This is a genomic window from Pseudoalteromonas sp. Ps84H-4, from assembly GCF_024124645.1.
GTDB lineage: Bacteria > Pseudomonadota > Gammaproteobacteria > Enterobacterales > Alteromonadaceae > Pseudoalteromonas > Pseudoalteromonas lipolytica_C.
The window spans coordinates 1-13625 of the sequence record NZ_JAMXSK010000033.1; the positions used below are offsets into that span (position 1 = coordinate 1).

Below are 13625 nucleotides of genomic sequence, written 5' to 3' on the forward strand. Positions count from 1 at the left end.
AACTGAAGTAGTTTTTGTCTAGATACTTCTTTGTTGTATATAACTTGTCGCTCTTTACCTATTTTACAAACTTGATAATTATTTTTTGCTAAATCAATCGCAATAACGTTAAGATTCACCATGTATGAACTCCTTTTGTAAAAGTTTTGTCGCTTATTACGTTACCCCCCTGTGGGAGGGGAGTCCATACATCTCTGTGGTTCAAGTCTTTATTTCACAAAGAGAAGTGAATGAGAAGACAATGAGGAAACCCAAATTAACTTCACCAACCTTCTTCTAAGACACAGCCAAGTAATCTATTTATCGAGACGAACTGTTTGCTAGATTTTTTCGAACCACAGAGGACACAGAGAGCGCAGAGGAAGAAACGGAGGTATTAAAGTGTACTTCTCTAAAGCGCAGCGTCTCTTATCCTCTTTGTGAATTTTGGTGTCTCTGTGTAGCGCGCAGCGCCTCGGTGACCTCTGTGGTTCCAATATTTTTATTCACAAAGAGAAGTGAATGAGAAGACAATGAGGAAACCCAAATTAACTTCACCAACTTTCTTCTAAGACACAGCCAAGTAACCTATTTATCGAGAAGAGCAGTTTGCCAGATCTTTTTTGAACCACAGAGGACATAGAGAGCACAGAGGAAGAAACGGAGGTATTAAAGTATACCTCTCTAAAGCGAAGTGTCTCTTATCCTCTTTGTGAATTTTGGTGTCTCTGTGTAGCGCGCTGCGCCTCGGTGTCCTCTGTAGTTCAAATCTTTATTTCACAAAGAGAAGTGAATGAGAAGACAATGAGTATGCGAAATAGACAGCTACTTAATATGAATCCTCTAAAGCGCAGCGTCTCTTATCCTCTTTGTGAATTTTGGTGTCTCTGTGTAGCGCGCAGCGCCTCGGTGACCTCTGTGGTTCAAATATGTACTTCACAAAGAGAAGTGAATGAGAAGACAATGAGCATTTGAAATAGACAGCTACTTTATATAAATCCTCTAAAGCGCAGCGTCTTATGATCTCTTTGTAAATTAGGTTTTTGATATAAATCTGATGCGGGCTGACGCGAGTTTTAAGCCTCACGCAACAGACTAAAATCTACCTCAGGCAAACTCTCAAAACCCGGACGTGCAAATAAATAACCTTGCATTAAACTCACCCCAGCTTGGCGTAACCATTGATATTCCTCAATCGTTTCAATACCCTCAGCCAGCGTAGTGATATTTAATTCATCAAACATCGCAATACAATGGCTCACAATTGCTTGACGAGTTTTATTTAAATGAATATCTCTAATTAGTGCCATATCAAGTTTAATAATATTGCTTTGAAAGTCAGCCAATAAATTTAAACCCGAATAACCAGAACCAAAATCATCCGTAGCCGTAATAAACCCCAACGACTGATAATATTCAACAACACGTTTAATGTGATTCGTGTCTTCAACTTGCTCAACCTCGGTAAATTCAAACATAATCTGCTCTACCGGAAAGTCATATTGTTTAGCTGCTTCAAGGGTTGTTCTAATACAGCGCTCAGGTTTGTAAATCGCGTTAGGTAAAAAGTTGATACTCAAAATAGAATCAAGCTTTAGCTTTGCTGCAAGCGAAATAGCTTTGATACGACAAAGTTGGTCGAAGGTATAGCGGTTCTCATCGTTCACTTGTGAGATAACAGAATAAGCCGACTCATTATTAGGCCCGCGAACTAATGCTTCATAACCAAAGATCTGCTTTGCTGCGCAGTCAATGATAGGCTGAAAAGCCATGGTGAAATCAAAGCCAAGTTCTAGTTTGTCTTTACAGTTATTGCAACCTGTTGGCTGGCAATGAGTTTGCTTGTCGTGCATGCTTACCTCAGACTAAAGTCTTCTTAATACATAATAGTGCTAGTAAATTGCCAATTGTGCAATGTTGTTGAGTTAAAAGTATAAAACTATAGAGAAAATATGTAGCTGCCGTTTTACATAGTGTCAAACAGGCATTTATTTACTGTAGGTTCTTTATGCACAATGAGAAGACAATGAGATACTAGTTAAGCCAATTAGTTTTTACCTCTATAGCACAGCGTCTCTTAGCCTCTTTGTGAGTATTGGTTTTACTCTGTGTAGCGCGCAGCGCCTCGATGAACTCTGTGGTTCAAATATCTTTTTGCACAAAGAGAAGTGAATGAGAAGACAATGAGATACTAGTTAATCCTATTAGTTTTTCCTCTAAAGCGCAGCGTCTCTTATCCACTTTGTGAGTATTATTTCTTCAATATTGTGCCTCATCTATTACGCTGGAGTATAAAAATATTTCCCGCCAAAAATACTTAAAATCAATTTGATATCTTTTTAGTACCTAGCTTTAATGGTATTTTAGCGCCAAGCAATCTTGCCAATATAAAGGAAGTAAAATGGCATCCAAAACCGTCGAATACTACAACCAAAATGCGCAAGCATTTGTAGATGCCACACTCGATGTAGACCTCAATGAACTTTATGACGAATTCTTACCGCTGATCCCAAAAAAAGGCGCTTTACTCGATGCCGGTTGTGGCTCTGGCCGCGACGCCTTCATCTTTAAAGAGCGTGGTTATAGCGTAGATGCATTCGATATCAGCCCAGCGATGGCAAAATTGGCGTCAGAATATTTAAACCAAGACGTAGCTGTAAGCAGCTTCCTAGAGCTAAACGACGTTGCTAAATACGACGGCATTTGGTGCTGCGCAAGCCTTATTCACGTAGCAAAAAACGACTTAACCGACGCATTTAATAACCTTGCCCGCGCATTAAAGCCACAAGGCATCGTGTATGTATCATTTAAATACGGCGAAGGCGAGCGCGAACACAACGGTCGCGAATTTACCGACCTAAACGAACAAGCCCTTGAGAGTATTATTAAAGGCACCGACCTATTTATCCTCAAGTCTTGGCAAAGCGCCGACCAACGCCCTGAGCGCGCCACAGAAACATGGCTAAACGCCATTCTGCATAGAAGAACAATGAAGTAGTTTACTGCGGTATAGCAGGCTATACCGCAGCTCTCCCAATATTGTATGGGTTTTAGAGTATAGCTCTACCTAAAATCCTATATTTGCAATAGCTTTTCATGCTAGATTGTTCCTAAACTAAATCGCCAATATTCAAGTTACAACAATGCGTTATGAGCATAAGTGGCAAATATGATTACGTAAACAGGGAACGGCTCATGAACTTTAAAGCACCTTTCAAAAGTACACTTAAGGCTTGATTGATGATGGCCATGCAGCAGCAACTCGATTTCATTGCTTACATTCAGCGTATGCTGGTGGAAGGTGATTTTAGTGCGACATATAAGTTTGCACTATTACATGCATTGGCTGATGTTTGTGTTGAGCAACCAATGATGTATGAAGCTAGCGAGTTAAACATTGATCTTGCTAAGCTAGCTGAAAAGTTAATAGAGCTTTATTGGCACCATGCAGTGCCATTTTCTTCTGCTCATAGTGGTGAAAGTGCTTTACTTAAACAAAACTCGGGTGCGCAATCAAAAGTGATTGCGGTACTATACGAGTGCCAGCAAAACAATATTCGTAGCTTGCGCCAGCTTAAATTAAGCCCTTACTGGCATACCACTTACAAAGCAGCTTTAGACACGTTAAAAACAGGCCCGTTGTGGCGCTTACAAATTCTTGCTAAACAAGAAGAGTGCTTTTTATATCCGCACACAAAAGGCAAAAGCTATATCACTCTAAACGCAGGCATAGCTGCTTGCTTTAGACGCTTTTACGATTTAGTTGTCTATTTAGCCAAAAACGCATGGCTACAGAAGATTCAAAGCATCAAGCACAATCAAGCACTTATTGGCCCGCAAAGCCAACTGCATGACTTTTTATTTGGTTTCGACCGTACAGCACTAAACAAAGCAAAACCAATCTTAGTCGAAATACAAAAAGGCCTATGCTTTTATTGTCAAAAGCCACTCAATAGCGCGATAGAAGTTGATCACTTTATTCCCTTTGCCCGCTACGCTAACGATTTAGGCCATAATTTTGTTGCCGCCCATCGAAGTTGTAATAACAGTAAGCGTGACTTTTTAGCAGCCCAGCTGCACCGCGAACGTTGGCAAGACCAAAATCTAGATCGTCACAGCCAGCTGCTCACTAATGAACTAACTCGCTATTTTCATTGTGATGTAGATAAATCTCTTGCAGTAAGCAACTGGGCATACCAAGTAGCCAGCAGCAATGGCGCGAAACTCTGGCTTGCAAAAGATAGATTTGAGTTGGCGGGAAGTAAAAATGTCCACGCGTTAGATTTAGTCGCGCAGACAAATCACTTATATGATTCTTAATAGCACCAAAAGCTATACTATTTTAGGTAGTAAACTCTCAAATCAGTATTTATTAAGGAATGAGAAGTTAATGCGCTTACTAAGTGCTCGTATTCATTTTTGTAAAAATTAACTAAAGGAGATACTGAATTAAAGTTTTGTAAGTTACTGTACTCAATCAATAGCTCTTTTAACAATGTAAGATCATTTTCTAAAGTTCGTAAAACTTTATATTCGATGCTATTGGTATCGATGCCTTTAGAATATAAAAATTTAAAATCAGGGTTTTCATTATAATTAACTTTACCAAGAAGAATCGTCTTTAAAGATAGAGAATTTCCCATTAAGTTATTTTCATTATAATTACGATTAATTCTATCTGTAACTATTTGTATTACCTTGTAAGTATCATCGTTATAATGCTGTTTCGAAATTATTGAAACTTGCTCTTCATTTGCAGTAGCTAAACGGCTGAACTCTTTCCTTGTCTCTTTTAATTCTAAGTTCTGTAGAACTATTGCTATCAATAAACATAGGAATGATAGGAATGCAAAAATGGGGTTTAAAACTCCCCCCATGAAGTCACCAAATGCTCCCCATTGTTCAATTGATGATTGTGGCGAAAATCCAAACCTACTGTAAGCAGTAAGAATAACAAAAAGTGGGATTGAACAAGCAATAAGTGCAAAAAATCTGATATTTTTCATTTCGTTCCTTTATATGAACATTATATTTTCCAAATCACCCAACCGCTAACTTCCCTGCCTCATGCCACATTTCACTTGGCATGGGGTTTGTTAGCTCCCAAGTAATATTCATTGGTTGGCTGCCATTGTGGCTTTGGTATTTAACCTCGCCGTAGTTAACGAATCCCATTGTTCTACCGTTTTCATCTTTGCTTTGTTCACGCACAAACAACAAGATGGTTTTGCCTGTTTGTTGGTGCTGAATGTAGCTTAGGCCGCGGCCGTGTTCTGGTCGTGCGCTGTTTTGCGTTTGCCAATGAAACAGAGTAGGGCTGATTGCATAGTCATGGTATAGCGTTGTTGGCGAATAGGTTTTTTCGCATTTGTTGAGGGTTACAAAAAGTAATTCTAAATTTTGTTTTTTGAACTCTAATACGCCTTCGCGTGCAGTTGATTTTTTATCAAACGTATGTGCACCAAATGCAGCTAATATTTGCTGGCGTGTATAACGGCTGTGTAATTTTATTGCGTGATTAGGGAGGCACGTTAAATTACTTTCTAGTTGCTGAATACGGTTTATTAAAAGCATAATCACTTCAGATAACTCGTGTTGTAATAGTGGGTTTTTTAGTGCTTGTAAGCTTTCCTTAATAGATTTAAACCCCAGACTTGTGCCAGTGTTATCCCAAAAATTGTAATGAGCCATTAGAGCGTATTGTTGATTTTTAGGCGTTACTTCAATGCTAAAGTCGCTGTTACATAAATCGCGTAAAAAGCTCAAATAGCTCAGTGAGTTGCAACTGAGTAATTGAGTATTGATTGCACGATAATACGCAGAATAAATGTCGACTTGCTCTACTGGTATTTCATCGCCTTTTAACCAGTACCAGCCACCGAGCTTATTTTCCTTCGGTTTATAAATATCTTCTAACGTCACTTGAGGGTTTATGGTTAAAAAGTTACTTAGAGATAGTTGGGCGTTAGTATGTTGTGAATAGCTACTTATAAGCTGTTGCAAGCGCCTTTTGCTATTAGTTGCCTGTTGGATATTACGCAAAATTGCTTTTTGGGTACGTTCTTGCAGCTCTATACTGCAACCCAACGGCAAATGCGGAAAATCATTTTCTATTTCGGCTTTTATTGACTGGTTAGTTTTGCCAATTAGAGCTCGAAACTTATTAGCAAAGTCATACTCTGGGCGAGCGTTACCAACAAAATCGAGAACGGTGCAGCATTGTTTTTGGCTATTGTCAGGTAAACGCAGGCCCCGTCCTAACTGCTGTAAAAATAACGTTAGGCTTTCTGTTGGCCGTAAAAAAAGCAGAGTATCAACTTCAGGGATATCTACCCCTTCATTAAAAATATCTACTACACAGAGGATCTTTATTTCACCTCTTCTAAGCGCCTGCTGTTTGTGATTTCGCTCATGAGTATTTTTACTAGTAAGTACGTCTGCACTTATACCTGCAAGGTTAAATTTACTAGCCATAAATTCAGCATGATCTTGGCTAACACAGAATGCTAAGGCTTTAATTGTGTGAATATTTGTGGCGATTTCATTGAGGCACGATATGATTCTATTTGCGCGGTTGTTCTCCCCCGTATAAAGCTTACTCAATTCGCTAATATCATAACGACCGCCACGCCAAGTTATTTTGCTTAAATCTATATCATCATCAAGCCCAAAGTATTGGAATGGGCACAAATGGCGTTGATTTATTGCTTCTGGTAAGCGGATCTCTGCTGCAATTACGCCACAGAAATCTTCCAAAATATTTGCACCATCTTGCCTTTCTGGCGTGGCAGTTAAGCCTAATAAAATGTTTGGTTTAAAGTGGTTAAGAATACCGCGGTAACTTGCTGCGCTTACGTGATGTACTTCATCGATAACAATGTAATCATAAAAATCAGCGCTCAACTTCATGTTGTCGATTTGATTATTAAGAGTCTGAATTGAGGCAAATAACTGGTTGTATCTTTGAGGTTTATAGTTACCGACCCAAAGCTCGCCGAAATCGTTATTTTTTAGCACACCACGATAGGCACTTTGTGCTTGAGTGAGGATCTCTTCTCGATGCGCGACGAATAAAAAATTGGCATTTGGTTTTTTGTCATACACGGTTTTAAAATCGAATGCCGATATGATGGTTTTGCCAGTGCCTGTTGCAGCCACCACTAAGTTTCTAAATCGATTATGAACACTTCGTTCAACACTTAGTTTTTCTAAAATAGCTAATTGATGAGTTTTTGGTGTGATATCAAAATAAAACTGGTTACTTGATTGGCCTTTACCACGCTGCTCATTAAGTGAGTTTATTAGCTTTTCTTTGCATTCAACTTTGCCGCTAAATAATTCAAAATCTGGCGACTGCCAATAGGTTTCAAAGGTGCTTTTGGTTTTAGCAATAATATGCGGTATTTCTTGCGCGGTAATTTTTAAATTCCACTCAAGGCCGCTGGTGAGTGCTGAATGTGATAAGTTTGATGAACCAATGTAGCCTGTATGAAAACCTGTGTTACGCATAAATAAGTAAGATTTAGCGTGTAAACGTTCTTGTTGATTGTTGTAGCTTAGTTTTACTTCTGTGTTGGGTAAGCTAGCTAAGAACTCAACTGCTTTCGCGTCTGTTGCACCCATGTATGAGGTGGTGATTACTTTTAGCTTATTACCTTTTCTTGTAAAGGCTTCTAGCTCACTTTTAAATATCCGCAGTCCAGTCCATTTGATAAATGAAACGAGCCAATAAATGGTATCAGCTGATTTAATTTCTCTTTTAAGCTCAGTCTCAAGAGATAGGCCTGCATTTGCGCCGCTAAATAACTCACTTTGTGTAAGACCTGTTAGTGGGAAAATGCTGTTTGAGTAGTCTTTGAGATTAGTTGCTACAGGGTTTTCAGTATTGAATAGAGCTGTAAGAATTTTACCTTGGCTATCTATGAGGTTTTCATTGATTAGCTCATCGTCTTTAATATGATCTTTAAGCCATAAAACTAATTTATTAGCTAAATCAATTTGTTCGCTTAATCGATCTTTAGAGTGGGGGATAGCATCAATCGCATGTGCGACTAGCTTTCCTAAAAATCGAGCTAACCAAGTTGCGGCTTCGGCACATTCTAGTTGGCGTTCTCCTACATAAAATTGCTTACGATCTAAATTCTGCTCAATCACTTGAGTAATAAGCTGCTCGTAAATGCCAACCTGTTCCATAAACCACTCCCTGTTATTTACAGCCAGTTTACTGAAATAGCTAATGAAAACAAGAAATAACTCATTGTTCAGTTGCAGGCGATTGCTGAGGTTTTCCCCGTGTTCACACCCGAAATTAAATTAATTATGAGTAATTAACAGCACGGATGCTGTAAAAAGCGTAGCTTGGCCACGGATGGCCTATCTACGCTGGTTACGTTTATTTAATTAATTCAAATTGAGGGAACAGTGTGAACCTCGGGGCGCCGAGAGATTCCAAAGAGAAGTCGGCGTTTACTTCTCTTTGGTTGCCGTCGCCAACGCGACATTATTATCAAATTTTATTAGCGCTTTATTACCACAACCATCACAAATCAATGAGTAAGTATCTTTACGCTTACTAACTTTCGTATTTTGATCATTACATTTAATACACGGTGCTTTCATCGGAGTATTCGTATTACAGTTTGAGCAATTGACATAGTATCCATATCGCCCTGAACGGGCTTCAAGAGTCTGTTCATTACTACAATTTTTACACTTTAAGTGTATGACTTTAGGTTCCTCAGCACTTAATAAAACCTCTTCTTTAATTTCACTTTTGTAAATTGATTCGGGTTCATTAAGGGTTACTGGTGACTCTTCGTTTACTGGTTGCTCGGTTGATTTAATATTTTGAGCTAAAAGAAACTGACAAATCTTAGATAGGCTTTCCTCATTAAACCATGGGCGCACGTTAGTTGAAAAAAAGTGCAGTGGGTTAGGGGGTGATGCTGGTAACTTCATTATCTCTAAAAGCTTATCAGCTAAAAATTCAGATTTAATTAATCGATCTTCAAGTGACTGTGGCATGCTATCTCGATTGATTATGGCATTGCTCGAAATTGCGCAGATGCTATGCCATTCTCGTCCTCCGAAGTTCTGCTGTAATTTTCCAAACATTTTGGGAAGTAACTGCTCTGCGTTACTCGTCACTAAACTTTTTAATAAGGCTTGTTGGAGTTCAACTTGCTTTATTGGTGATGGCATTCCTTGCCATTTTCCTCGATAACTACGGCTCCATTCCTGATGCTCATTTATGGCAACTTCGCCTGTTATGCTTTTTGATTCGATTAAAATAAACCCATATGTATAAACAATTAAGTGGTCTATCTGTGCTGATTCGTTATTGTGCTTAAATTTAACATCATTAAATACGAACACTTGTGGATGCTCTTTGAATGCTCGGCGCAAATAAAATGCGACATCTAGCTCTTGCTTGTCCCCAGCTTTAATCTTGATTGATAGTGAGGTTGAAGGTGTTTTATCTTTTAAAATCATGAGAAGTCCGTTCTGTCATGTATTCGTATAGGGTACCATCGAAATGCAAAATTTAAATATTAAACTTAATGATGGATTTTAGAAAATTAAACAAACGCGATATAAAATCGCTGCTACAAGTTTATTTATAAACCTTAATATTGAGTTATTTGACGGGCTAAAGCCCGACCTACGGTGTAGGTCGTCATTTATGGCGACAGGGGGGGAGGGATTTAAAACGCGATATAAAATCGCTGCTACAAGAGTTTTTATAAACCTTATTATTGAGTTACTAGACGGGCTGAAGCCCGACCTACAATGACTCGCAACTAAAGCACCAACACCTCTCCTTGTAAACTCGGTGAGTCTGCAATACTGGTTTGGAGTTGTTCTATCAACAACTGGGCATTTGCTGATGGTGTGCGTGAATGTGGCCAGAGGGCGTAAATTGGCCTTGCGGGAATACTTTGGGGTGATTCGATATAGCTAAAGTCGCTGGTGTCGTCTATACAGCAAATTTCGCTCATTGGTAGTAAGCCAATGCCATAGCCTGCTTCAACCATTTTTCTGGCGATTGTAATATCAAAACAAAAACTTATGTGTTCATACTCGGTTTTTAATTTGTTTAGCAAACCGCTGGGGAGTTGTGACTCTGAATAGGGCAGTATCAGCCTTGATGTTGGGGCATCTTTCTTTTTAATCAGCTTTATAGCAATCATGCCTAGGCGCTTTTGAAAATAGCTTGAGTCTTGTTGTTCGCCAATGCGAATAGCTAAGTCAAAACGTTTTTGGCTTAATTGGCTGTTGGCATTACTTGGGTAAATGTGGAGGTTTAGCGTAGGGTTTGCCATCGCAAACTGATTAACGGCCCCCATCAGTGGGCCCGCAATGATGTTTTGTGGGCACAACAGGTAAAACTCTTTTGCGGCGGGTGAGTCATTTAACTGCTCAAGCTGGCTGTTAAGAGCAAGCACTTGCTCGCCTAACTCGTTATACAGTGATTCACCTTTGGCGGTTAACACAATGCCTCGGGCTGTGCGTTGCAGTAATGGCTCTGCGAGTTTTTCTTCTAACGCCTGAATACGCCTTGATAGGGTTGATAGATTCAGTCCTAAATCTTTTGCTGTTTGGCTCATGCTTTTACGGCGCGCTATTTCAATAAATAAATGCAGATCATCCAGCATACGACTCCCTCAATCTTAGTTTGCATTTTCGTGACTGTTGCCACTTAGCCTGTGCAAATATAGTAACGCCAAGGAGGACATATGAAAATTCATTTTACTTTTACTGCGGCATTTTCGTTTTTAATGTCGTTTTTACTTTCGGCATGGGTCACTTATGTCAACTTAGGGCTGAGCGATACATTTTTTCTGAGTTGGATGAAGGCATTTGCCAATGCATGGCCTGCTGCGTTTGTGGTGGCTTTTACGGTTGCCCCGCCAATTCGGGCATTGGTTTTAAAGTTATTTAGTAAGGAGTCAGTATGATTAATATCGTGGCAAAAATTACCCCAAAGGCGGCATTATTTGATGACTGTAAAGGGCGTTTACAGGGCATATTAGTTGCTACTCGTGCAGAGCCTGGTTGTAATCGTTTTGAGCTGTTTGCAAGCAAAGAGCAGCGTTGTTTATTTTTAGTTGAGCAGTTTGAATCGCAAGCTGCCCTTGATGAGCATTATGCTCAGCCTTATACCAAAGCGGTGTTCGCGTTTTATGAAAATGCGTTGGCGGAGCCAGTTGAGGTAGAGAAGGTGGAGGAGCTTTAGATTTAATATTCACAAAGAGATTAAGAGGCGCTGCGCTTTAGAGGAAAACAACTAATTGGCTTAATTAGTATCTCGTTGTCTTCTCATTCATTTCACTTTGTGAATATAGATATTTGAACCACAGAGGGCACCGAGGCGCTGCGCTGCACAGAGAAAAACTAATACTCACAAAGAGATTAAGAGGCGCTTCGCTTTAGAGGAAAATAACTAATTGGCTTAACTAGTATCTCGTTGTTTTCTTGTTCACTTCACTTTGTGAATATAGATATTTGAACCACAGAGGGCACCGAGGCGCTGCGCGCTTCACAGAGAAGGTAATTTCACAAAGAGGATAAGAGGCGCTGCGCTCTAGAGAACTCCTTGTATTCCTCTGTGCTCTCTGTGTCCTCTGTGGTTCGAAAAAAGATCTAGCAAACAGTTAGTCTCGATAAATAGGTTACTGGCTGCGTCTGAGAAGAAGGTTGGTGAAGTTATTTGGGTTTCCTCGTTGTCTTCTCATTCACTTCTCTTTGTGAATAAAGATATTTGAACCACAGAGGGCACCGAGGCGCTGCGCGCTTCACAGAGAAGGTAATTTCACAAAGAGGATAAGAGGCGCTGCGCTCTAGAGAACTCCTTGTATTCCTCTGTGCTCTCTATGTCCTCTGTGGTTCGAAAAAAGATCTAGCAAACAGTTAGTCTCGATAAATAGGTTACTGGCTGCGTCTGAGAAGAAGGTTGGTGAAGTTATTTGGGTTTCCTCGTTGTCTTCTCATTCACTTCTCTTTGTGAATAAAGATATTTGAACCACAGAGGGCACCGAGGCGCTGCGCGCTGCACAGAGAAGGTAATTTCACAAAGAGGATAAGAGACGCTTCGCTTTAGAGGACTCCTTGTCTTCCTCTGTGGTTCGAAGAATGATCTAGCAAACCGCTCGTCTCTACATTTAAACGCACGAAACACGTTTACTTTGATAGGAAAAAACTAGGCTACTGGGGAAGTACAGCTATTCGTAGCCTAGTTTAACAAGGTTGAAATGGTTACAGCATATGCAGGATTTGCTTGGCCTTTTTGCGGGTTAAACACGCGGCCATTGGGCGTTTTGCAAACAGCTTGGCAGAGACTGTTTGTTCTTTGCCCATATATTGGTTGCGCAGTGTTTGTACATTGACTTTGCAGGTCACCGAATGCTGGTGTTCTACATAACGAATTTCTACTCGTTCTACTTTTTGAATTAAGTTTTTATAAGGGTAGCCTTCATCGGTATCAAGCTGCGTTATTACGGGTTGGTTGGCATAACTAAAGCTTGAAGCACATAAAAGCAATAAAATAATTAAGTATTTCATGATGGTTGTCCTAGTCTTGTCGCGGTTGGCTGTATGAGTATTACTCGTGTTACCACTACTGACAAACGATTAAAAATTGCCTATGCTTAAGTTTTTATTAACCATAAGTGCGTATGCAGTTACCTCCATTAAAAAGCCTTTGGTATTTTAAGCACGCGGCAGAGTTAGGTAGTTTTAAGCTTGCAGCAGAGCAATTATTTGTTAGCCAAGCAGCTGTTAGCCAACAAATTCGCTTGTTAGAACAACAGCTTGATTGTAATTTGTTTACTCGTCATACCCGTTATGTTGAGCTTACCCGCCAAGGTGAACAGCTGTTACCCCATGTACTTAAGGGGTTTAGCCATTTGCAGGCCGGTGTGCAGGCAGTTAGCCAAGATAGCCACCCAAATACGTTAAACTTAACTGTGCTACCTTCGTTCGCCAGTGGTTGGTTGCTTGGCCGAATTAGCGACTTTCAAAACAAATATCCCCATATCAAAGTGCGTATTGAACCCAGCGATCAGCTTGCTGACTTTTCAGCGGGGCAGGTCGATTTAGGTATTCGTTTTGGTCAAGGTAGTTACCCGGGCTTGCATAGTGAGCTCATCAGTGACGACAGTTTATTTTTGGCTTATAAACCAGGGGCACTAGATACTTCTAAGTCACTAAAAAATCAGGTGTTAGAGCAAAAATTAATAAAAGATATTTGTCCAGATGCAGAGCGCGGTTGGCTAAAGTTGGCTGATGAACTTGCAGTCAGCCCTGATGCTTTGCCCTCGCTTGAGATAGATAACGCGGCATTGGTGATCCAAGCTACGCTTGCAGGACAAGGAATTGCTTTGGTTAGGCGGCGGTTAATTGAGTCTCAACTTTTACATGAGCAGTTAGAGATTTATCCGGATTTTGAATACCATTGCCAGTACAAGTATTACCTTGCAGCACCTTTAGAGCATTTTAAATGGCAAAAAGTCCAATTATTTAAAGACTGGCTGCAGAAGCAATTTGCATATGATGATCAACACTATAAATCGCGACAAGCCAAATTAATGGGAAATAAAAAGTAATTCTTTAGGATGATTTGCTAAGAAGTGTTGCAGTTTTAATTC

General features: G+C 39.9%; 11 protein-coding genes. 5 read left to right on the forward strand and 6 right to left on the reverse strand.

Features of this window, described 5'->3' with window-relative positions:
* Positions 1–1055: 1055 nt before the first annotated feature.
* Positions 1056–1832 (reverse strand): EAL domain-containing protein, encoded by a 777-nt coding sequence (locus NH454_RS20105; protein ID WP_135926715.1) that lies wholly within the window; start codon positions 1830–1832, stop codon positions 1056–1058.
* A gap of 548 nt (positions 1833–2380) precedes the next feature.
* Here NH454_RS20105 and NH454_RS20110 point away from each other — a divergent pair.
* Together NH454_RS20110 and NH454_RS20115 are read left to right on the forward strand one after the other, a co-directional pair.
* Entirely contained in the window at positions 2381–2977 is a 597-nt protein-coding gene (locus NH454_RS20110) for a class I SAM-dependent methyltransferase (protein ID WP_253040062.1), read from the forward strand.
* Positions 2978–3216: 239 nt separating this feature from the next.
* Positions 3217–4299, forward strand: a complete 1083-nt coding sequence (locus NH454_RS20115) for an HNH endonuclease (RefSeq protein ID WP_253040063.1) — start codon at positions 3217–3219, stop codon at positions 4297–4299.
* 17 nt (positions 4300–4316) lie between these two features.
* On the opposite strand, the gene NH454_RS20120 is transcribed toward NH454_RS20115, so the two are convergent.
* The 4 genes from NH454_RS20120 to NH454_RS20135 all read right to left on the reverse strand — a co-directional run bounded on the left by NH454_RS20120 (position 4317) and on the right by NH454_RS20135 (position 10634).
* Positions 4317–4985, reverse strand: a complete 669-nt coding sequence (locus NH454_RS20120; RefSeq protein ID WP_253040064.1) for a hypothetical protein — start codon at positions 4983–4985, stop codon at positions 4317–4319.
* A gap of 34 nt (positions 4986–5019) precedes the next feature.
* Positions 5020–8172 (reverse strand): DEAD/DEAH box helicase, encoded by a 3153-nt coding sequence (locus tag NH454_RS20125; protein WP_253040065.1) that lies wholly within the window; start codon positions 8170–8172, stop codon positions 5020–5022.
* 273 nt (positions 8173–8445) lie between these two features.
* On the reverse strand, positions 8446–9471 hold the full coding sequence (locus NH454_RS20130; protein WP_253040066.1) for a nuclease-related domain-containing protein: 1026 nt from the start codon (positions 9469–9471) through the stop codon (positions 8446–8448).
* A gap of 308 nt (positions 9472–9779) precedes the next feature.
* Positions 9780–10634, reverse strand: coding sequence for a LysR family transcriptional regulator (locus tag NH454_RS20135; RefSeq protein ID WP_253040067.1), 855 nt, complete (start codon positions 10632–10634; stop codon positions 9780–9782).
* An 81-nt stretch (positions 10635–10715) separates the two neighbouring features.
* Here NH454_RS20135 and NH454_RS20140 point away from each other — a divergent pair, with 81 nt between their 5' ends.
* Both NH454_RS20140 and NH454_RS20145 read left to right on the forward strand, forming a co-directional pair.
* Positions 10716–10937 (forward strand): DUF2798 domain-containing protein, encoded by a 222-nt coding sequence (locus tag NH454_RS20140; protein WP_058584444.1) that lies wholly within the window; start codon positions 10716–10718, stop codon positions 10935–10937.
* Positions 10934–11215 carry an antibiotic biosynthesis monooxygenase gene (locus NH454_RS20145; RefSeq protein WP_253040068.1) on the forward strand — a complete coding sequence of 94 codons (282 nt, stop codon included), beginning with the start codon at positions 10934–10936 and terminating at the stop codon, positions 11213–11215. Before NH454_RS20140 ends, NH454_RS20145 begins: the two co-directional genes overlap by 4 nt.
* A gap of 1019 nt (positions 11216–12234) precedes the next feature.
* Here NH454_RS20145 and NH454_RS20150 read toward each other — a convergent pair.
* Positions 12235–12540, reverse strand: coding sequence for a hypothetical protein (locus tag NH454_RS20150; RefSeq protein WP_253040069.1), 306 nt, complete (start codon positions 12538–12540; stop codon positions 12235–12237).
* 113 nt (positions 12541–12653) lie between these two features.
* On the opposite strand from NH454_RS20150, the gene NH454_RS20155 reads away from it, so the two are divergent.
* A complete protein-coding gene (locus NH454_RS20155) occupies positions 12654–13583 on the forward strand; it encodes a LysR substrate-binding domain-containing protein (RefSeq protein ID WP_253040070.1) in 930 nt (309 codons plus the stop codon).
* Positions 13584–13625: the final 42 nt, after the last annotated feature.